Source organism: Salinispora vitiensis (assembly GCF_000378825.1).
Classification (GTDB): Bacteria; Actinomycetota; Actinomycetes; order Mycobacteriales; family Micromonosporaceae; genus Micromonospora; species Micromonospora vitiensis.
Window position 1 is genome coordinate 4,634,238 of record NZ_KB900388.1, and the last position, 18,370, is coordinate 4,652,607.

Annotated in this window: 18 protein-coding genes, 2 tRNA genes and 2 pseudogenes; 18 read left to right on the forward strand and 4 right to left on the reverse strand. The window is 69.0% G+C overall.

What is annotated here, in order from left to right; translation table 11 throughout:
• Positions 1-219: 219 nt before the first annotated feature.
• The 3 genes and pseudogenes from SALPAC2_RS0122025 to SALPAC2_RS0122035 all read left to right on the forward strand — a co-directional run.
• On the forward strand, positions 220-1,884 hold the full coding sequence (locus SALPAC2_RS0122025; protein ID WP_018218788.1) for a copper resistance CopC/CopD family protein: 1,665 nt from the start codon (positions 220-222) through the stop codon (positions 1,882-1,884).
• A gap of 17 nt (positions 1,885-1,901) precedes the next feature.
• A complete protein-coding gene (locus SALPAC2_RS0122030) occupies positions 1,902-2,627 on the forward strand; it encodes a YcnI family copper-binding membrane protein (protein ID WP_018218789.1) in 726 nt (241 codons plus the stop codon).
• A gap of 115 nt (positions 2,628-2,742) precedes the next feature.
• Positions 2,743-3,147: pseudogene (locus SALPAC2_RS0122035) on the forward strand (hypothetical protein); the annotation flags it as partial.
• A gap of 85 nt (positions 3,148-3,232) precedes the next feature.
• On the opposite strand, the gene SALPAC2_RS0122040 reads toward SALPAC2_RS0122035, so the two are convergent.
• Complete coding sequence (locus SALPAC2_RS0122040) at positions 3,233-4,495, reverse strand: glycosyltransferase 87 family protein (RefSeq protein ID WP_018218791.1); 1,263 nt, start codon at positions 4,493-4,495, stop codon at positions 3,233-3,235.
• Positions 4,496-4,569: 74 nt separating this feature from the next.
• Between SALPAC2_RS0122040 and orn the strand changes: the two genes are divergently transcribed.
• Together orn and SALPAC2_RS0122050 are read left to right on the forward strand one after the other, a co-directional pair.
• Positions 4,570-5,160: an oligoribonuclease gene (gene orn, locus SALPAC2_RS0122045; RefSeq protein ID WP_026185013.1), complete on the forward strand. Its 591-nt coding sequence runs from the start codon at positions 4,570-4,572 to the stop codon at positions 5,158-5,160.
• A gap of 88 nt (positions 5,161-5,248) precedes the next feature.
• Positions 5,249-5,324: transfer RNA gene (locus tag SALPAC2_RS0122050), tRNA-His, on the forward strand.
• 77 nt (positions 5,325-5,401) lie between these two features.
• Here the strand turns inward: SALPAC2_RS0122050 and SALPAC2_RS0122055 are convergent.
• On the reverse strand, positions 5,402-5,995 hold the full coding sequence (locus SALPAC2_RS0122055) for a GNAT family N-acetyltransferase (protein ID WP_018218793.1): 594 nt from the start codon (positions 5,993-5,995) through the stop codon (positions 5,402-5,404).
• Positions 5,996-6,152: 157 nt separating this feature from the next.
• Here SALPAC2_RS0122055 and SALPAC2_RS0122060 point away from each other — a divergent pair, with 157 nt between their 5' ends.
• The 5 genes from SALPAC2_RS0122060 (at position 6,153) to SALPAC2_RS0122080 (ending at position 9,695) form a co-directional block, all read left to right on the forward strand.
• Positions 6,153-7,337, forward strand: a complete 1,185-nt coding sequence (locus SALPAC2_RS0122060) for a helix-turn-helix domain-containing protein (protein WP_018218794.1) — start codon at positions 6,153-6,155, stop codon at positions 7,335-7,337.
• An 87-nt stretch (positions 7,338-7,424) separates the two neighbouring features.
• Positions 7,425-7,625, forward strand: coding sequence for a hypothetical protein (locus tag SALPAC2_RS26565; protein ID WP_080636978.1), 201 nt, complete (start codon positions 7,425-7,427; stop codon positions 7,623-7,625).
• Entirely contained in the window at positions 7,625-7,852 is a 228-nt protein-coding gene (locus SALPAC2_RS28100; RefSeq protein WP_026185014.1) for a hypothetical protein, read from the forward strand. The genes SALPAC2_RS26565 and SALPAC2_RS28100 overlap by 1 nt, the downstream gene beginning before the upstream one ends.
• Complete coding sequence (locus SALPAC2_RS25275) at positions 7,852-8,109, forward strand: hypothetical protein (RefSeq protein ID WP_050563204.1); 258 nt, start codon at positions 7,852-7,854, stop codon at positions 8,107-8,109. Before SALPAC2_RS28100 ends, SALPAC2_RS25275 begins: the two co-directional genes overlap by 1 nt.
• 188 nt (positions 8,110-8,297) lie before the next feature.
• Positions 8,298-9,695 carry a hypothetical protein gene (locus SALPAC2_RS0122080; RefSeq protein ID WP_018218796.1) on the forward strand — a complete coding sequence of 466 codons (1,398 nt, stop codon included), beginning with the start codon at positions 8,298-8,300 and terminating at the stop codon, positions 9,693-9,695.
• A 60-nt stretch (positions 9,696-9,755) separates the two neighbouring features.
• Here SALPAC2_RS0122080 and SALPAC2_RS0122085 read toward each other — a convergent pair whose 3' ends face one another.
• Positions 9,756-10,940, reverse strand: coding sequence for a L,D-transpeptidase (locus tag SALPAC2_RS0122085; protein ID WP_018218797.1), 1,185 nt, complete (start codon positions 10,938-10,940; stop codon positions 9,756-9,758).
• A 383-nt stretch (positions 10,941-11,323) separates the two neighbouring features.
• Between SALPAC2_RS0122085 and SALPAC2_RS0122090 the strand changes: the two genes are divergently transcribed.
• The 5 genes and pseudogenes from SALPAC2_RS0122090 to SALPAC2_RS28105 all read left to right on the forward strand — a co-directional run.
• Positions 11,324-11,399, forward strand: a tRNA-Lys gene (locus SALPAC2_RS0122090).
• 164 nt (positions 11,400-11,563) lie between these two features.
• The gene (locus SALPAC2_RS0122095; RefSeq protein WP_018218799.1) at positions 11,564-12,244 is read left to right on the forward strand and encodes an HAD family hydrolase; all 681 of its coding nucleotides are present in this window, start codon (positions 11,564-11,566) and stop codon (positions 12,242-12,244) included.
• The gene (locus tag SALPAC2_RS0122100) at positions 12,198-13,304 is read left to right on the forward strand and encodes a tryptophan--tRNA ligase (RefSeq protein WP_223874902.1); all 1,107 of its coding nucleotides are present in this window, start codon (positions 12,198-12,200) and stop codon (positions 13,302-13,304) included. The genes SALPAC2_RS0122095 and SALPAC2_RS0122100 overlap by 47 nt, the downstream gene beginning before the upstream one ends.
• A gap of 238 nt (positions 13,305-13,542) precedes the next feature.
• Complete coding sequence (locus SALPAC2_RS0122105; RefSeq protein WP_026185016.1) at positions 13,543-14,067, forward strand: GNAT family N-acetyltransferase; 525 nt, start codon at positions 13,543-13,545, stop codon at positions 14,065-14,067.
• Between the two features lie 3 nt (positions 14,068-14,070).
• Positions 14,071-14,310: pseudogene (locus SALPAC2_RS28105) on the forward strand (pentapeptide repeat-containing protein); the annotation flags it as partial.
• Between the two features lie 64 nt (positions 14,311-14,374).
• Here SALPAC2_RS28105 and SALPAC2_RS0122110 read toward each other — a convergent pair.
• A complete protein-coding gene (locus SALPAC2_RS0122110) occupies positions 14,375-15,649 on the reverse strand; it encodes an MFS transporter (RefSeq protein WP_018218802.1) in 1,275 nt (424 codons plus the stop codon).
• A 111-nt stretch (positions 15,650-15,760) separates the two neighbouring features.
• Here SALPAC2_RS0122110 and SALPAC2_RS0122115 point away from each other — a divergent pair, with 111 nt between their 5' ends.
• The 3 genes from SALPAC2_RS0122115 (at position 15,761) to SALPAC2_RS0122125 (ending at position 18,334) form a co-directional block, all read left to right on the forward strand.
• A complete protein-coding gene (locus tag SALPAC2_RS0122115) occupies positions 15,761-16,345 on the forward strand; it encodes an ArsR/SmtB family transcription factor (protein ID WP_050563205.1) in 585 nt (194 codons plus the stop codon).
• 511 nt (positions 16,346-16,856) lie between these two features.
• On the forward strand, positions 16,857-17,402 hold the full coding sequence (locus SALPAC2_RS0122120; RefSeq protein WP_397540889.1) for an RNA polymerase sigma factor: 546 nt from the start codon (positions 16,857-16,859) through the stop codon (positions 17,400-17,402).
• Positions 17,403-17,404: 2 nt separating this feature from the next.
• Positions 17,405-18,334, forward strand: a complete 930-nt coding sequence (locus tag SALPAC2_RS0122125; RefSeq protein WP_018218805.1) for a hypothetical protein — start codon at positions 17,405-17,407, stop codon at positions 18,332-18,334.
• Positions 18,335-18,370: the final 36 nt, after the last annotated feature.

The window sequence follows — 18,370 nt, forward strand, 5'->3', positions numbered from 1 at the left end:
GAGCAGCGGATGCGGTGTCGCGCGGGGCCAGGATCATGACAATCCAGGCTACGCGGAGCTGGATGTACCGGTAGGGACCTTTGCCCCTAGATGAGCGGTGCCACCTCGGGAACTTTCCGCCGGCGCGCTCCGACCACCCAATCGCGGGCTGGAGGCGCGGCCCGGTCCTGGGTCGCCGGCCCGGATCCGGTTGGGCATCAGGGAGCGTTCTGGGTGAGCATGACCGGCATGACTGTCGTCCTCCGCCGTTGGAGCGCCCGGCTCGCCGCCGTTGGTGGCCTCCTGATCACCCTCGTTGCCCTGCTGCTCGCCCCGGCCGGCCCGGCCAGCGCCCACGCGGTGCTGGTAAGTAGCAGCCCGGCCTCGTCGGCGGTGGTGCCGGACGCACCCACCGAGGTGGTCCTCACCTTCAGCGAGTCGGTCCGCAAGGTGCCTGGCAAAACCCGGGTGATCGCCCCGGACGGGTCGCGGGCCGATCGGGGCGAGCCCAGCTTCGACGGGGCGGTCGTCGTGATCCCGGTCGACCCGAACTCCGGTCGCGGCACCTACCTGGTCAGTTTTCGGGTGATCTCGGCCGACAGCCACCCGGTCTCCGGTGCGTTCACCTACTCCGTCGGTGCCCCGTCGACACCCCCGGTCGACACCGGCAGCGACAGCCGCGCCGACCCGGTGGTGAGCGCCGGAATCAAGGTCGGCAAGTATCTCGGCTACGTCGGCCTGCTGCTCCTGGTCGGCCCGGTGCTGGTCCTCGCCCTGCTCTGGCCCCGCCGGCTGCCCCGTCGCGGCCCGGCCCGGCTGGCGTGGATCGGCCTGGGCCTAGTGGCGTTCGCCACCCTGGCGACGGGCTGGCTCCAGATTCCCTACACCAACGGCGGCGGCGTCCTCGACGTCACCGGTGCGGGCCTGAGCACGGTGCTGGGTAGCGCCTTCGGCGCGGCGCATCTGGTCCGGCTGGGTCTGCTCGCGGCGGCGGCGTTCGTGCTCCGGCCGGTGCTGGCCGGCCGGTTCGGCCGGACCGATTTGGTGATCCTGGGCGTCCTCGGCGGCGCGGCCCTGCTGACCTGGCCGCTGTCCGGTCATCCGGCGGTCTCCCCGGCCCCGGTGGTCTCGGTCGTGCTCGACGCGGTGCACCTGGGCGGGATGGCGGTCTGGCTCGGCGGGCTGGTGATGCTCGTCGGCTTCCTGCTGCGCCGGGCCGACGTGGGGGAGTTGGCCGCGATCCTGCCGATCTGGTCCCGTTGGGCGACGCTCTCCGTCTCCGCGCTGCTCGTCGCTGGGGTCGTACAGGCGCTGATCGAGGTCGCCTCCTTCTCGGCTCTCGTCGACACCCCGTACGGTCGGCTGCTGCTGGGCAAGGTCGGGCTCTTCGTTTTGGTGGTCGCGGTGGCCGCGTACTCCCGGACCCTGGTGCGTCGGCGCACGGCGGCCGAGCGGCCCGCGCCGGTACGGCGGGCGATCATGGTCGAGTTGGCGATCACCGCCGTGCTGCTCGGGCTGGCGGCGGCGCTGGTCCAGACCACCCCGGCGCGGACCGCGGTCGCGGACACCGCCCAGTCCAGCAGCGGCTACTTCTCGACGACCCTGACCAGTTCGTTGTATTCGTTGCAGGTCGAGGTGGACCCGGCCAGGCGCGGCAACAACTCGGTCCACTTCTACGCCTACACCCCGGACAACCGACCCCAGCCGGTGGCGGAGTGGCGGGCCACCGTCGCGCTGCCGGCGGCGGGAATCGAACCGATCGAGGTGCCGTTGCTGCCACTGACCGACAACCATGCGACCGGCGAGATCAACCTGCCCGCGTCCGGGGATTGGCAGCTGCGGGTGACCGTCCGCACGTCTGAGATCGACCAGGCCACGGTGGCGACCACCGTGGCCGTCAAATAGGAAAGGGTTTCCATTTCATGATCCGTCTCCGGCGCACCTCCGCCACCGCCCTCCTCGCGCTCGGCGCGGTCACCGCTGCCGTGTTCGGCTCCGCCGGGGCCGCCTCGGCGCACATCACGGTCGACCCGAAGGAGGCGACCCAGGGCGGGTACGGCCGGTTCGCCTTCCGGGTGCCGAACGAGAGTGACACCGAGTCGACCACCAAGGTGGAGATCTTCCTGCCGGAGGACGCTCCGCTCGGATCGGTCTCGACGATGCTGGTCCCGGGCTGGACGGCGGAGGTGGAGAAGCGCACGCTCGAGGCGCCGGTGGAGGTACACGGCAGCCAGCTCACCGAGGCGGTATCGAAGATCACCTGGACGGCGCAGCCCGAGGCCGGGATCGGGCCGGGCACGTTCCAGGAGTTCCCGGTCTCGGTGGGGCCGCTGCCCACGGTTGACACGATGGTCTTCAAGGCGCTGCAGACGTACTCGGATGGCGCGGTCGTGCGGTGGATCGAGCCGCCGACCGCCGACGGCGTGGAGCCGGCGGCGCCGGCCCCGGTGCTGGATTTGGCCGCCGCCGAGGCCGCCGATGCGGTGGCAGACCAGGACGGGACGCCGCCCGCGGCGGATGGCGCGGCGGCGGGGGACGGGCTGGCCGTCGGTCTCGGCGTCGCCGGCCTGGTCGCCGGCCTGGGCGGTCTGGTGCTGGGTGGGTTGGCCTTCACCCGGTCCCGGCGCGAGCCGGCGCCGAAGGCCTGACCCACTCCCGCCGGGGCCGGTGCTTGCCGCGGCGATGGCTGTGGATATCCCCTGATCCGTCGCTTGGGGTCGGTAAGGTCGGCCGGGTGTTCGGCTACGGAGAGGGGTTGAGTCGGTGCGTTTCGTGCGGGTGATCACCGGGGTGTTGTTGTTGGTCGCCGGGATTCCGGTGCTGCTCGGTGGGGCCGCCCTCGGCGCTGACCTGACCCTGGACCTTCGTGCGGAGCTGCGGGAGAGCTGGGTAGCACCGGTTACCGCTGGTCTGCTGGCCGGCGGGATGCTGCTGGTGTCGGGGGCCCTGGCGCTGCTGCTGCGACCGGTTCGCCCCCGGGAGGTGGTCTTCGTGGTCGAGCCGGATCAGGTGCCGCTGCTGGCCGGGCGGCTGGGGGTGACCTCGCTCAGCGGGCTCGGTGCACCCGCTGCCCGGGCGGGAGATCATCCTGTCGGCGCGCGAGCCGGCCGCCAGGTCGTTCGGCCGGGCCGGCAACTCGTGTCGGTAGCGGGGGAGAACCCGAGGACGGCCCTCCGTGCTGCCGACACGGAGGGCCGTCCCGCACCGGGGGATCGGTGCTACTGAAACGTCACTTACTTTCCCTGAAGTCAGGTTAGCGCCCTGTGGGCGTCTCGTGAAGAGTGTCCGGTTGATTCGCTCTGCTGCGGATCGGTAGGGCCGCCAGCAGCGCCAGCCCCAGCAGCACGTAGACGTTGCGCTCCACGAAGTCCGCGACCGTGTCGGTGGGCACCGGGGCGGTGCCCCAATCCTGGAACGTCACCACGCCGTACACGGTGATCACGGCGACGCCGACGGCGAGCAGCCAGAGCCAGCAGCGCCGGCCGCCCGTCCTCGCGCCGAGCGCCGCATCCACCAGCACCACGACGGCCGGCACGAACCAGTAGATGTGATGAGGCCAGGTGATCGGGCTGATCAGCGCACCAACCAGGCCGGTGAGGGTGAGGCCGGCCAACGCGTCGCCGGCCCGGGCCGCCCGGGCCGCCCGCCATAGCCCGTACCCGGCGACCACCGCGACCAGGGCGAGCCACAGCAGCTGGTTGGGTTCCTGCGGCACCGTGAGGCGGTGGATCAGACCGAGCAGCGACTGGTTGCCGGTGTAGTCGGTGCGGCCGACCCGGTCGGTCGCCCACAGCTCGTGCGTCCAGTAGCGCCACGATTCGAGCGGCAGGAGCGCCCCGGCGAGCAGCGTCGCACCCGCCGCCGTCCCGCTCGCCACCGCTGCCGCCCGCCACTGCCGGCCGGCCAGCAGATAGATGATGAAGATGCCCGGGTACAACTTGAGCGCCGTCGCCAGCCCCACGCCCACGCCGGCCCAGCGCCGGTTCCGCGGTACGGCGAACAACAGGTCCGCCAGGATCAGCACCACCAGCAGCATGTTGATCTGCCCGAAGGTGATGGTCTCCCGGGTGCTCTCCACGGCGAGTACGAGCAGCACCGCCACGGCGAGGGTGAAGACTCGGGGCAGGTGGTGCCGGGCGATCACCGGGTCGACCAGCCACCGGGTGGTCACCACCACCGCCAGCACGGTCAGCACCGTGAAGATCGTCACCGTGGCGCCCAACTCGAGCAGCGCGAACGGCGACAGCAGCAGCGCGCCGAGCGGCGGATAGGTGAAGTGCAGCTCGCCCTGCACCACGTCCGACTGGACGTAGTCGTAGAGCGGATTGCCCGAGGTCCACCACTTCATCGCCGACATGTAGATCTTCAGGTCGAAGAAGTCGTGCCCCCTCCACCCATTTAGGTAGAACGCGGGCAGCACGGCGGCGATAGCCAGAACAGCGACGATCCGACGCGCCGTCCGCCCGCTGGTGTCGTCCTGAACCACGACGGGCGGAGAGACGGGTTCGGCTGGCACGAGAGAACCCTAACGGTCGCAGCACCGACAGACGCGCGGCGCGCGGGCCGCTGGGCTGCGCGTAGGCTGGGCCGGTGGCAGATCTACTCGTCTGGATCGACTGTGAAATGACCGGCCTGGACCTCCGCGGCGACAAGCTGATCGAAGTCGCCGCGCTCGTCACCGACCCAGAGCTCAACGTACTCGGCGAGGGCGTCGACGTGGTGATCCACACCGACGAGGCGGCGCTGGACAAAATGCCCGAGATCGTGGCGACCATGCACGCCAAGTCCGGGCTCACCGAGGAGGTCCGCCGCTCCACGATCGGGCTCGCCGAGGCGGAGGAGCTGGTCCTCGACTACATCACCAGTCACGTGAAGGACCCACGTACCGCCCCGCTCTGTGGCAACTCGATCGCCACCGACCGCGGATTCCTCGCCCGGGACATGCCCCGGCTGGACAACCACCTGCACTACCGGATGATCGACGTCTCCTCGATCAAGGAGCTCTGCCGACGCTGGTATCCCCGGGTGTACTTCAGCCAGCCGAAGAAGGGCCTGGCGCACCGGGCACTGGCCGATGTGCGGGAGAGCATCCGGGAGCTCGAGTACTACCGACGGACACTCTTCGTGCCGCTGCCGGGGCCGGACGTGGAGAGCGCCAAGGCGGTCGCCGCGAAGCTGTAGCCCGCAGGCCCGAACCCGCTGGACGCGGCCGTGCCGGTTGTGGCTATCATTGGTCGCGCCGCCAGGGCGTTGCCTGGTGCGGCGGATGGTGGCTGTAGCTCAGTTGGCAGAGCACCGGGTTGTGGTCCCGGTTGTCGTGGGTTCAATTCCCATCAGTCACCCCAGAGGTGGATCTACTCCACCGCAGCTCAGGCCCCCTCCACGGAGGGGGCTTGAGTCGTTGTAAGGGTGGCGTCGGGGCCTAGAGCGGGTCCGTTGGCGCCTGCGGGTCCGTCGGCGCCTGCGGCGTCGTTGGGGGGCGTGGCGGTGCGCCCGGTAACCGCAGCACCAGCACGTCCATGTCCGGGATCGATCTGGGTCTGATCTGCCCGTACTGTCGCCAGCCCATCCGTTCGTACAACCGGCGCGCCGGCGCGTGCGGGTTCGCGGCCAGCACCGCGTACGGTTCGGATCGCCCGTCGAGCAGCATCGACAGCAGTCGTCGGCCTACCCCGGACCCGCGGTAGGCTCCCGCCACCATCCATTCCGGCACGAGCAGCTTCTCCGCGGCCCGCAGGAGCGCGGGTGGCTCGTCCGCGTTCGGCTCGATCCAATCGCCGCCGGGCATGGTGTAGCCGTAGCTAACCCCTACCAGCCGGCTGGCGTCGCTAGCGTAGGCGAAGGCGAAGCCAGGTCGCCGGAGGTGATCCGACCACCAGCGACGGAACTGCCGAACATGCTCCGGCCCCTCGTGGTACGGGGCCTCGGCATAAACGGCGGCGTACAGGTCCCGCACGTCCTCGGTGAGCTGACGGGCGGCAGCCGCGTCGGTGATCGTGTACGTCAAGCCGTCCACGTGCGACACCCTAGCCCGATGGCAGTTCGGCGAGCCGTAGCGCGCTGGCAGTGACGGTGTGGCCGGTGGGCGGGGCGTATCGTCGATGTCGGCGGCCCGCCGGGTAGCGGCCGGGCGGCCCGCCGCCCAGTCCTCTACCTGGGGGGAAGGTTTCGGCATGCCGGCCGACACGATTGGCGCACGCATCAGATACTGGCGGCTTCGCCGTGGCGGCATGAGTCAGACCGTGCTCGCCGGGCTGGCTGGGCTCTCGCAGCCATTCATTTCCCAGGTGGAGTCGGGGCGCCGTAGTATCGATCGCCGGTCCACGCTCATCGCCATCGCCGCAGCGTTACAGGTGACCGTCGCTGACCTGCTCGAGCAGCCCGGTGACCCCACCGATCCGGCCCTCAATGGCGCCGCCGACGCGGTACCCGCTATCTGGGCTGCTCTCCTTGAGATCAGTGATGGTGACCGGGGTGCTCCGACTATGCCGAGCGAGCAGGTCACCGCAGTGTTGCGGCACAGCAATCAGAAGCGCTTGGCCGGTGACTACCCGGCCGTGGCCCGCGGGCTACCGCCGCTGCTCGATGAGGCCGCCCGCCACGGCGGGGCAATCCTCGCTGAAGCCGCTTACCAGGCGACCACCTGTCTGCGGCATCTCGGGCAACGGCATCTTGCCGTTGACGCCGCTCGGATTGCGCAGACGGCGGCGGAGGATGTCGATCACCACGCGTGGCGGGGAGCGGCCCGGTTCGGGTACGTGCAGGCTCTACCCGTGGAGGCGGCTGGCGTGGCATCCCGGGTCGCGGGGCGAGCGATGGATGATCTACAACAGCAGGCCGCCAACCCCCAGGTTCGGCAGGTCCTTGGACAACTGCATTTGGCTGCCGCCCTACGAGCGACAAGTGATGGTCGGACCACAGACGCGCGTGGACACTTGGTCGAGGCCGAGCGGGAAGCCGCCACTCTGGGAGATCCAGGTCCTGGTGGTGGCTTCAACGCCATGTGTTTCGGTCCCACCAACGTCGTGCTGTGGCAAATGGCTATCGCCGCTGAGGCCGGCGAGTACGGGCGGGTCATTGAACTTTCCCGCGCTGTCTCAGTCGATGCCTTGCCGATTGCGAACCGCCGTCAGGCTTACTGGATGGATCTCGGTAGGGCGTTGGCGCACTCGGGTCGAACCGATACGCAGGCGCTGGCCGCGTTCAGCCGAGCTGATCAGATCGCACCGAGTCTGTTCGTGTTAAACCCGCTGGCTCGGGATGCCGTAGCGGCGATGATTCGTCGTGCCCGCCGTCGCGCGATGTCGAAAGAGCTTCGGATTCTCGCCCGCCGTCTGTCCATCGCGGTGGAGGTATAACCACCAGTAATAGGTAAGGGTGATTGTCGCCCTACCGTGCGTGCAATGGCGCTACCTGCGCCGCGGCATTCCTTTGGGAGGCAGTAGATGCACGCGTGGTTGTGCAAGTTACGTACCGTGGTCCCAGGACTTTTCCGCCGTTCCGTCCAGCTGGACGCGGTCGGCCCCGCTACCCGATACGCGGCGCGAGCCGGCGCGTACCGCCCACTGTGTGACCAGTCGACGGTGATCTTTGATAGCCGGCCGTTGCTGACCCGGCTGGCCCGGCAGCGGGACTGCCAGCGGTGATGGCCACTCAGCCCCGGCCCCGCCCGAGCCTGTCGGCGGTCCAGCTACGGAACCGGATGATCGTGTCCGCCCGGCGGATCATCACCGAGCACTGGCCACGGGTGGACCGGTGCCCGGTCTGCGGTTGCGGGTGGCCGTGCCCACCTACCGATACCGCCTACGACTACCTGACCTCGGTCGGTCAGGGCAATTGGGCACCTCCGGGGCGCACGGGGAGCCGGCCCTGATGCCGGCCAGCGGCCAGACCGCGGCCAGGCCGGTGGCGCCGGTCCGCGGGCCGCGGCCGGGGGACGCGATCCGTCTCGACCGCCGTGCCTCTCCGCAGTTCGTTCGCCCGATCACGGTTCGGATGATCCGGGTCCTTGATCGGCCGACCTACGACGGCTGGCTGTGGCTGGAGGGCTACGAGCTGAACGACGCGGGTACTGCGGTACGGCGTCGCCAGCTGTACGTCAGACGCGACGGGATCGTGCTGTACCGGTAGCCAACCCGGGCGCGTGATTTGTACGGTTTGTAGACCCTTTTTCGTGTTCCTAGCCTCGGGTGACTTATGCCGGCTTAGCGTTGCGGGTGGCGGCTACCGGCCGGCTCGGTAGCCGAGGAACACCAACCCGGCCGTCCGCGTGGGCTGGTGCCTCCTTGCCGCTCACGGGGAAGGACGCCGACGCCGCGATGAACCAGCAGGAGCACACCCACGGACCCGAGCTGGACGACCCGGGGGAGAACCGGGCGCGGCCACGGCGACGGTGGTGGGCCATCGGGGTGGCCGGGATGACCGGCCTGGCCCTCACCGCGGCCGGCACACCGGTCGCCACCGTGCCCACCACCGACCGGCCCAGCAGACCCACCACCGACCGGTCCAGCAGATCCGCCAACGACCGGCCCCCGGGCTGGGAGTTGCGCGCGGACGGAGATGGTGCGGGCCAGGACGGCAGGAACAACCGGGGCGAGGGCAAGCCGGGCGGCACGCCGGTCCCCTGTGACGCGGACCGGCTGATTGCCGAGATCACGCAGGCGAACGCCCGCGGCGGGGCCGTGCTCGACCTGGAACGAGACTGCACCTACCTGCTCACCGCCGACCTCGACGGCAGCGGGCTGCCCGCCATCACCACCCCGATCACCCTCAACGGCGGCAAGAACACCACCATCGAACGCGCCGCCGCCGCCGATCAGTTCCGCATCCTCACCGTCAACGCCGGCGGTGACCTGACCCTCAACCACCTGACCATCACCGGTGGCCACACCAACGGCGCGGGGGGAGGGGGAATCCTCGTCAACGCCGGTGGAACCCTCGCCGCCAACGACAGCACCGTCACCCGCAACGTCACCGTCGGCAACGGCGGCGGTATCCGCAACGCGGGAACCACCGCCGTCACCCGCTCCCACGTCAGCCGTAACACCGCCAACCAACTCGGCGGCGGAATCGAAAGCACCGGTCGGTTGGAGCTTGTCAAGTCGCAGGTTGACGACAACTCGGCCCTCCTCGCCGGTGGGGTCTTCGCCCCGGGCGTCACGATCCGAGCGGGGAGTATTTCTGGAAATCATGCAACTTCAGCGGTCGGCGGGCTGTTCGTCCAGGGCGGTGTCAGCACGGTTGTTGGCACCCGGATCGCCGGGAACACCGCCATCATCGTCGGCGGCGCCGCGGTTACCGGGAACGGCGAGCTGACGCTGCAGCACGTAAAGCTCGTGGAGAATACGGCCAACGTCGTCGGCGGTTTGTTCGTCCAAGGGGGCGGGGTCAGCGGCACTACCGCTGTTGTCGCGGACAGCGTCATCGAGAAGAACGTCTCCACGGCCAACATCGCTGGCGGAGTCTTCAACGCGGGCCAGACGGTGGCGCGGCGCACGAAGATCACCGACAACCACGCTCTTCTGGGCGGCGGGATCTTCAATACCGGCACCGGCACGCTCACCCTCGACGCGACCAAGGTCGTCAAGAACATCGCCGTCACCGACGGTGGGGGCATCTTCAACGACGGTACGGTCGAGTTGAACACCGCCACCGGCACCATTGTGGTCAAGAACCGACCCAACAACTGCGTCAACGTTCCCGGCTGCTCGGGCTGACTCCGGGCTGGCCTCGAGCTGACTCTGGGGCTGGCCTCGAGCTGATGCTGGCTGACCGGTTCAGGTGCCAGCGGAGGGAGATGCTCCCGACTCCACCGGCAGGGCGCTGCCCTTAACGTACTCCTCCCAGCTCAGGTTCCAGTCGGTCCAGCCGTTGCCGTTCTGCAGCTTCCGTTCGGTGCCCTTCACCTGGACCGGGTCCCCGATCCGGGTGTTTTCGAAGAGCCAGGCGCCATCGGCCATCGACACGTTGACGCAGCCGTGGGAGACATTCACCGAGCCCTGCTGCCCCTCCGACCAGGGCGCGGCGTGGATGAACTCCCCGCCCCAGGTGAGCCGCTGCGCGTACTCGATGTCCGTCCGGTAGCCCTCGTCCGGCCCAAGCTCATCGTAGGTGTCGAAAACCGTCTCGCGGAGCTTCTCGATCACCACCATGGTCCCGCTCGACGAGGGCGTAGACGTCTTGCCGAGGCTCACCGGGATAGTGCGCACCTTCTCGCCGTCCTTGGTGACCACCATCTGCTTCGTCTCGTTCTCCACCGTCATGATCAGCGCTGCGCCGATCTTGACGTCGACGGTGAGGTCGGCCCGGCCGTACCAGCCGTCGCCGAGCGGCAGGCCACCAGCCTGCACCCGGTACGAGACGGTGCTGTCCGCCTGCCAGAACTCCCGTGGGCGGTACCGCACCTCGGCCGGGCTGACCCAGTGCCACGTCCCCTCCTGCGCGGGTGTCGCGGTCACCGTCATCCGCCGCTGCACGTCGTCCCGGTACTCCTCCGGGATGTCCCGTCCGAATTTCACGATGAGCGGCATCCCGACCCCGACCACCTGTCCATCGCCGAGGAAGCTGCTGATCCGCACCTGCTGATCCGGCTTGGCCATCGTGGTGAAGGTGCTGGTCGCGGTTACCGGACGGTCATCGTCTCCGGTGGCGGTGACCGTCGCCGTGTACGTCTCGCCGTACTCGAGCGCACCGGCGGGCAGCCAACTCGCGCCGTCGGCGGTGAGCCCGCCCTCGACCGCAGCACCGGCCGAGTCCACCAGCGCGACGGTGGTCTCCCGGGACTCCTCCGCCGTGAAGGTGATGCCCGTTGACGCGGGTACGTCCTGGGCCTCCGCGGCCGGCTCGACGATCACGGCGGAGGCCAGCGGGGGCGGTGTCGAGTCGGGGGTGCCGTCGGCCGGTTGGTCCCCGGAGGCGCAGGCGGCGGTGAGGGTCAGAACGCCGGTGAGTAGCCCGGCCACGAGTGCGGACCGACGCAGACCGGGACGGCGCAGACCGAGACGGCCTCTCCCGTGCCGGAGCGGCGGGTGCGGAACAGCTCGCATGTGCTCTTCCTTACTTCTGGTCGTCGAAGCGGTGGACCGGGGTGCCAACGCTGGCGCAATCGGTCAGGCGGAAGCCCGGACACAGCCGGTCGTCGACCGTCTGCGGAGTTGTCTCCCACGCCTTCGGCGCGGAACTGGCGCACATCGTGCCGCAACCACGCCCCTCGCACTCACCCGCCCAAGGTCACCCCGGTGGTTTTGGTGGTGTCTGTCCCGAAAACTCGACCGAAAGAGGGGAGCGGGGAGCGGATTAGAAGCCGGCTGAACTGGCGTGCTAGGGTTCTCCCCGTTGCCAACGAGCGCCGCTAGCTCAACTGGCAGAGCAGCGGACTCTTAATCCGCGGGTTCGGGGTTCGAGTCCCTGGCGGCGCACCAACGAGCAAGGCCCTGACCTGGTACTTCTGTGCCGGTCGGGGCCTTTTCCCGTACGGCGGTGGTGGCTGGTCGCTCGGAGGGTGCTCGGGAGCCGTTGGACCGGGCCGGCGATGCTGGGACCGGCGGTGACTGGTGCGACGCGGCCGGAAGGGAGGCGATCACCGATGGGCGATCAGGGCCCGGTCGATCTCGTCATCTTCGACTGTGACGGGGTGCTGGTGGACAGCGAGCCGATCTTCAGCCGGGTACTCGCCGACCGGATGCGGCAGCTGGGTATTCAGATCACCGACCAGGAGTGCACTCGCGCGTTCGCCGGTCTCGATCAGGCGGCGGCGACCCAGTTGATCACCGATCGTCTTGGTGCTGCTGTCCCACCCGGTTGGTTCGACGCGTTGACCGTCGCGGTTGATGCCGCGCTGCGCGCCCAGGTGACGCCGGTGTCCGGCATCGTGCCGGTGTTGCAGCAGCTTCGTGTCCCCGCCTGCGTGGCGTCGAACGGGCGGCCCGAGAAGGTCGCGTTGACCCTGGGCAGCTGCGGCCTGGCGGCGTACTTCGAAGGCCGGATCTTCACGGCCGCCGAGGTCGCCCGTGGCAAACCGGCTCCCGACCTGTTTCTGTTGGCCGCGTCCAGGATGGGCGTCCCACCGGCCCGCTGCGTTGTTGTCGAGGACAGTGAGGCCGGGGTGGCAGCTGCACGTAACGCGGGAATGCGCGTGCTGCGGTACGCGCCCGACGGCTGCGCGCCGGAGCCTGTTCGAGCCTTCAGGAGCATGGCGGAGTTGCCGTCGCTGCTCGACCTTGCCAACGGCAACAGGAGCATCTCGGTACGCCCCGATTGCCAATGAGGACGGAAGATCGCTGGCTGATCACGGTAATATCATGCCCATGGGTTCGACGGCGCGAAGGGTATCGCTGACCGGCATTAAGCCGACCGGTGAGCCGCATCTGGGCAACTACATCGGCGCGATCCTGCCGGCGCTGCGATTGGCCGACAGTTACGAGTCGCTGTATTTCATCGCGGACTATCACGCACTGACGACGATTCGCGACCGTGATCAGTTGCGGCACTACACCCGCTCTGTGGCGGCCACCTGGTTGGCGGCCGGGCTCGACCCGGATCGCACCACGTTCTACCGCCAGTCGGACATCCCGGAGATCTTCGAGCTGAACTGGATCCTGGCGTGCATGGCCAGCAAGGGCCTGATGAACCGGGCGCACGCCTACAAGGCGTCGCGGGACCGCAACCGGGAAGCCGGCAAGGAGGATCTTGACGCCGGCGTGAACATGGGCCTGTTCAACTACCCGGTGTTGATGGCGATCGACATCCTCATCATGGACGCCGATGTCGTGCCCGTCGGTCGCGACCAGTTACAGCATGTCGAGTACGCCGCGGACATCGCGGGCAGTTTCAACGCCGTGTACGGGGACCGGTTCAAGTTCAAGATCCCCGCTGCGGTGATTCCGGATGCGGGATCGGCGCACACGCTGCCCGGGACCGACGGTCGCAAGATGAGCAAGTCGTACGGCAACACGATCCCGCTGTTCGCGCCAGAGCCCGGCCTGCGGAAACTGGTCCGGCGTATCCCGACTGACAGCGTGCCGGTGGAGGAACCGAAGGACCCCGACTCGGCTGCCGTTTTCAAGCTGCTCGAGCGGTTCGGCGCGGCTGATGTGGTCACTGAGACACGGGCGCGGCTGTCGGCCGGTGGGATGGGCTGGGGAGAGGTGAAGGCGCAGCTCGCCGACGCGCTTGTCGCGGAGTTCGCGCCGCTTCGGGAGCGCTACGAGGCGTTGATGGCGCAGGGTAGTGAGCTGGACGACCTACTTGCCCACGGCGCGGACAAGGCCCGGAAGCAGACCAGGCCGTTGCTGGAGCGGGTGAGAGACGCCATCGGCATCGGATAGCTTGGCCCCCGCCGGTCAGGTGAGCGCGTCGATCACCTGGTCGGCGCAGTGCCAGGCGGTGGTCCATTTGCCGGGCAGCGCGACAAGCAGATTCCTGGTGGGAGTCCATCCTTCTGGAGGCTGTCGGAGGTCCACGACAAGGCTGGATGGGCAGCCTGCAGACGAGGTAGAGTCTCGCGTCGTGATGAAAGGGCTCGATCAACAGGGTGCGGATGGCCGCCGTCTCGGTCAGGAAGCGATGCGACGGCTACCGCCCAGGTCCGTCCGCATTGTGCATCTGAACGGCCCGACATTTCACGCCCTTGCCCGGGGTGACCTGGCAGCGGCGAACGTGTCCAGCCCTGTTCCCATGTCGGCCTACTTTGCCGGCCCGGACTGGCGAGGCGTGTGGCAGATGCGCAGCAGACAGGTCGAGGAGGACCCGGCCAGCGCGGCATGGGTCACCGGAGTGATTTGGGACGAGCAGCGGCACCTGGCCGTGGGGCGGGCCGGCTATCACGGGCCGCCGGACCCGGCGGGGATGGTGGAGATCGGTTACGCCGTTGACCCGGCGCTCCGGCGACGTGGCTACGCCCGCGCGGCGCTGGAAGCCCTGCTGCGTCGCGCCGCTGAGGAACCGCAGGTCCGTACGGTTCGGGTCTCCATCAGCCCCGACAACCTGGCCTCCTACGAGCTGGCGTCACAGTACGGCTTCATCGAGGTCGGACAGCAGTGGGACAACGAAGACGGCTTGGAAATCATTTATGAGCTTGCCTCAAGTTGAGGGGTAGGCAGCGGTGACTGGTCTTCCTGTCGGCTGCCGCGTATCGCGCTGCGGTTCGGTGACCTTGTCGGTCTGGAGTTGGATGCCTGCCACCTCGATGGTGCCGACCTTCGGGAAAGCCGCCTCCACGGGCTGAGGACGCCGTTGGACAATCTGTGCGGCCTCACCTTCGGTGAGGATCAACTTCGAGACTTAACTCAGCTGGCCGTCGATGCTCTTAACCTGACCGTCCGAATCGAGTGAGTCGACTCAGCGGCTTGGACGTTCTGGTCGGGTCGCCCGCGCGGCCCGGAGCCGGCCGCTGGTGTCAGGCCTCCTCGGGCCACCGCGCGCCGCGGACGTTTTGGTTGGCGAAACCGGCGAGGGTGACGAGTCCCTGGATGCCAGCGATCAGGAGCACGGCACGGGTCACTTCGAGGTACTGCAGGGCCAGACCGCCGACGAGGGAGCCGAGGGAGGAGCCGGCCCCGATGAGGGTGATCGTGGCGGAGACGGCCTGGCCACGACGCTCGTCCGGGGTCTGGCGGAAGATCAGGATGTCCACCAGGATCTTGAGCGCGGGCAGGCCCAAAGCGGCCACCATGAGCATCGCGAAGACCCACCAGGGGCCGAGGCGCAGGGCCAGCAGGCCGGCGGCGCCGGTGGCCAGCGCGGACGCGCAGAGCAGGAGTGCGCCGGGGGAGAGGTGCGTGTTGAGCCGCGGTACGAGGGCGGCGCCGACGAGCATGCCGACGGCGCTGCCGCTCAGGGCGACACCGATCATCGCGGCGGAGGTGCCCTGCTCACGCAGGCTGACGACGACCACGAGGATCGCGGCGGTGAGGCTGAGGTAGAAGACGCAGATCAGCAGCAGCGCTACTCGCAGGAGTTTGCTGCCGAGCACCGCACGCAGTCCGGAGGGGACCGTGGCGAGGGGGCCCCACGCGCTGGTCGTCGCGGTCGGAGCGCTGGCCGGGCTCGGGCGCTCCAGCTTCGGGGCCCGTACGACGAGCGCGCACCCGAACGAGATCACGAAGCCGATCGCCGCTGCGACGAACGGGTAGGCCCGTGCGGCGACGAACAGTGCGCCGCCGAGCGGCGGGCCGGCGAGGGCCGCGACTCCACCACGCGCCTCGTCCTGGCTGAGTGCGAGGGTGAGCTGCTGCGGCGGGACGACCGCGCGGATCAGCAACATCCGGGCGGTGGCGCCGAACGCGGTACCGGTGCCCAGGACGACGGCGGCAGCCATCAGGTGGGCGACGGTGATCTGGTCAAGGGCGAGGGCCACGATCACCGAGCTCAGCGCCAGTGCGCGGGTGGCCTCGGCGACCAGCAGGACCCGCCGCCGATCCCAACGGTCAACCAGCACCCCGGCCGGGAGTCCGACGAGGACGATGGTGCCAACCTGGATGAAGCCGAAGAGGCCGGCGAGGGCGGGAGAGTCGGTGAGCGCCAGGATGAGGAGGGGGTAGGCCACCTCAACCGCCTCGAGGCCCAGGTTGGCGGCGCCCGCACCGATCCAGAGTGTCTGGAAGCGCCAGTTACGCCGGAGTGGTGCCGGGTGGTCGGTACCCTTTTCTCGCTCCTTTACATGTTCACTCATTCGTGAATGGTAACGTTGGCGCTAGCATTGGACCAGACCGTAAAGGGGAAGGTGCCGATAGCCGTGTCTGAAGAGCTACCTGCGAGCGCCGATCGGGTCGAGGTGCCCGAGATGGTGCGCCAGGTTGATGACGTCGAGACCCTCAAAGCGCTCTCGGATTCGCTGCGCCTGAGCATCATGCGTGCCTTGATGGCAGACGTGCGGACCTCGATGACCGTGAAACAGCTGGCCCACTCGCTTGGGCAGCCACCGACCCGGCTCTATCGGCACATCAAGGTCCTGGAGGCAGCCGGGTTGATCCGGGTCGCCAGCACCCGCCTCGTCTCCGGCATTCAGGAGAGCCAGTACCAGGTTGCGCAGCTCGCGCTGCGGCTCAGCCGCGAACTGCTGGTAGAACCGGGCAATGCCAGCGAGGTGGCCAGGGCCTTCGCCGCGACACTTGACGACTTCCGGGGACGGTTGATCAACGACATCCTGGCCGGGCGGCTCGGTCCCGAACCGACAGCCGCCACTGGCACAGAGCCGCCGGGGCCGATGGTGGTGATGGTCGACAAGGTGGTGAGCCGCGAGCGGGCGGTGGAGTTCCGCGCCCGGCTCGACGCGCTCATGACGGAGTTCAACCGGCCCGACTCCGTCGACGAGGCAGACGTGCCGGTCAACTTCCTCATGATGTTCTGGTCACCCCGTGACCAGTGACAGCGGGGCATCGACGGAGTGCGGCCCAACTGGACGGAGTGCGGCCCAACTGACAGCGTGCCGGTCATCCGTCCGGATCGAAGGCGCTGGACAGGAAATCGGCCGGCATGGTGGCCTAGCGCCGGTTCGCTTTGTCGATCTTGTGGTGGAGGGCGCGCCGGGCGATCCTCGTGCAGGACGCGCCCGACGTCGAGTGTTCGGCGAGCCTCGATTCGATGTCGACCCGACTGGGAGTGGCGCACCGCCGCGCTGGACCCTCCGGAGAACAGCTACGCACGACCTCGTCACCCTGGACTTGGACGGCCACGGCGCCCAGGACCCGCGACGACGGAGGCGATCCTGGAGATGGCTCGTAGGTGGGGTTCTTGTGGAGGATCCCTCCCACCGCTGTGGAGAGTAGTGGCATCACGGTTGATTGCTATCGTTATGCGCGAATTTCTGCCCGTGCCGGAGATGTGACGGACGTTGCCGGGCTGCGGCGTGAACCGTGCGGACGGGAGCGGCTACGTACATGGCAGTGGATTCGGACGAGCAGTTGATGAACGCGCTGGCCAAGGGCAGCGAGGAAGCGCTACGGGAGCTCTACCGGCGGCACGCCGCCACGATGTTGCGGATGCTGCGGCGGCTGGGCTCGGACCGGTCGGTGGCGGAGGAGATCATGCAGGAAGCCTGGTTGGCAGTGTGGCAGGCGGCCGGCTCGTTCCGGGGCGACTCGTCGGTGCGCGGCTGGTTGCTGGGCGTCGCGCGACGTCAGGCCCACAACCGGCTGCGCCGGCTGTCGCCACCGACGACGGAGCTCTCTGAAGCGCTGGCGGTGGCCGACCCCACCGTCGACATCGAGGCCCAGGCGCTGGTCAAGGCGGATCTGATGGCTCTTGCAGAGGCCGTGGCAGCGCTGCCGGGCCATCTGCGGGAGGTGGTGATCCTGGCGGTCGTCGACGAATTGCCGTATCGGGACGTGGCCGCTGTTCTCGGCGTCCCTGTCGGCACGGTGAAAAGCAGGATGGCGCACGCGCGGGTCCGGCTGGCCGCCGCCGTGGGAACAGGGGATGCCTAGCCATGGTCCATCTCGACGATGAAGAGCTGCTATCGGCCGCAGATCCCACCGCGGCCCTGACGCCGCAGGTGCGCTCCCATCTGGCCGAGTGCGCGGCCTGCGCCGAGCGCGTCACCGCCACCGCGCGGCTGGCGGCCGCGGCCCGGACCGCCGACCAGATGCTCACCGGCCCGGCCGACGTGCCCTCGTTCGACACGCTGATCGTACCGGCGCTGCCCGCCGGACGTCGGTCGATCCAGGCCGGTGCGGTCGCCGACACCGCGCCGCCGGAAGCCGTTCCGCGACCCGGCCTGCGGCGGTCGTCGCGGGTGGCTCGGCAGTTGGTGGCGGCCCAGTACAAACTAGTCCCCGGCTACCTACTCCCACTCACCGCGGTTGGATTCGCCCTGGCGGTCTGCCTCGCGGTGGTCGTGCCCGACCCCGGCTGGCGGGGCGCCGCCTTCGGCGCTCTGGTCAGCCTGCTCCTGCTCGCCGGCGGGCTGGCCGTCAGCGGTCCGCGGACCGACCCGAGGTGGGAGCTGCTCATGGTGCTGCCCGTCACTCCACGTGCCGTGTTCCTGGCCCGGCTGGTGCTGGTGTTGGCGGTCGATCTGACAGCGGCACTCCTCGCCACCGGGCTGGCGGCCCTGCTCGACCACTCCGTCGACAGCCTGGTGCTGATTTCCGGCTGGCTTGGGCCGTCGTTGCTGAGTGCCTCGGTGGCGGTGCTGTTGACGATCTGGCGTGCCTACTGGCTCGGGAGTTTGGCCGGGGCACTGGTGTGGTTCTCCGCTGTGGTGGCCGATCTGCCGGCACGACGTGTGCCCAATGTGGGGGTTGGCGCGATTCTTGATGCGGTCTGGTCCGGTTCAACTTTCCCGGCCGTCGTGTCCGTGCTCCTCCTGGCGCTGGCCGTCCGGCTGGTTCCGGAGCCACGCCGGATTTCCATCTAGGATCGGTGAACCACGTGGCCCCCGGCCGCTACGTAC

Bases quoted from the DNA above. Each gene is read 5' to 3' on its own strand.
- SALPAC2_RS0122025 (WP_018218788.1), top strand. From the start codon at position 220: ATGACCGGCATGACTGTCGTCCTCCGCCGTTGGAGCGCCCGGCTCGCC.
- SALPAC2_RS0122030 (WP_018218789.1), top strand. From the start codon at position 1,902: ATGATCCGTCTCCGGCGCACCTCCGCCACCGCCCTCCTCGCGCTCGGC.
- SALPAC2_RS0122060 (WP_018218794.1), top strand. From the start codon at position 6,153: ATGCCGGCCGACACGATTGGCGCACGCATCAGATACTGGCGGCTTCGC.
- SALPAC2_RS26565 (WP_080636978.1), top strand. From the start codon at position 7,425: ATGCACGCGTGGTTGTGCAAGTTACGTACCGTGGTCCCAGGACTTTTC.
- SALPAC2_RS28100 (WP_026185014.1), top strand. From the start codon at position 7,625: ATGGCCACTCAGCCCCGGCCCCGCCCGAGCCTGTCGGCGGTCCAGCTA.
- SALPAC2_RS25275 (WP_050563204.1), top strand. From the start codon at position 7,852: ATGCCGGCCAGCGGCCAGACCGCGGCCAGGCCGGTGGCGCCGGTCCGC.
- SALPAC2_RS0122080 (WP_018218796.1), top strand. From the start codon at position 8,298: ATGAACCAGCAGGAGCACACCCACGGACCCGAGCTGGACGACCCGGGG.
- SALPAC2_RS0122095 (WP_018218799.1), top strand. From the start codon at position 11,564: ATGGGCGATCAGGGCCCGGTCGATCTCGTCATCTTCGACTGTGACGGG.
- SALPAC2_RS0122105 (WP_026185016.1), top strand. From the start codon at position 13,543: ATGCGACGGCTACCGCCCAGGTCCGTCCGCATTGTGCATCTGAACGGC.
- SALPAC2_RS0122110 (WP_018218802.1), bottom strand. From the start codon at position 15,649: ATGAGTGAACATGTAAAGGAGCGAGAAAAGGGTACCGACCACCCGGCA.
- SALPAC2_RS0122115 (WP_050563205.1), top strand. From the start codon at position 15,761: ATGGTGCGCCAGGTTGATGACGTCGAGACCCTCAAAGCGCTCTCGGAT.
- SALPAC2_RS0122120 (WP_397540889.1), top strand. From the start codon at position 16,857: ATGGCAGTGGATTCGGACGAGCAGTTGATGAACGCGCTGGCCAAGGGC.
- SALPAC2_RS0122125 (WP_018218805.1), top strand. From the start codon at position 17,405: ATGGTCCATCTCGACGATGAAGAGCTGCTATCGGCCGCAGATCCCACC.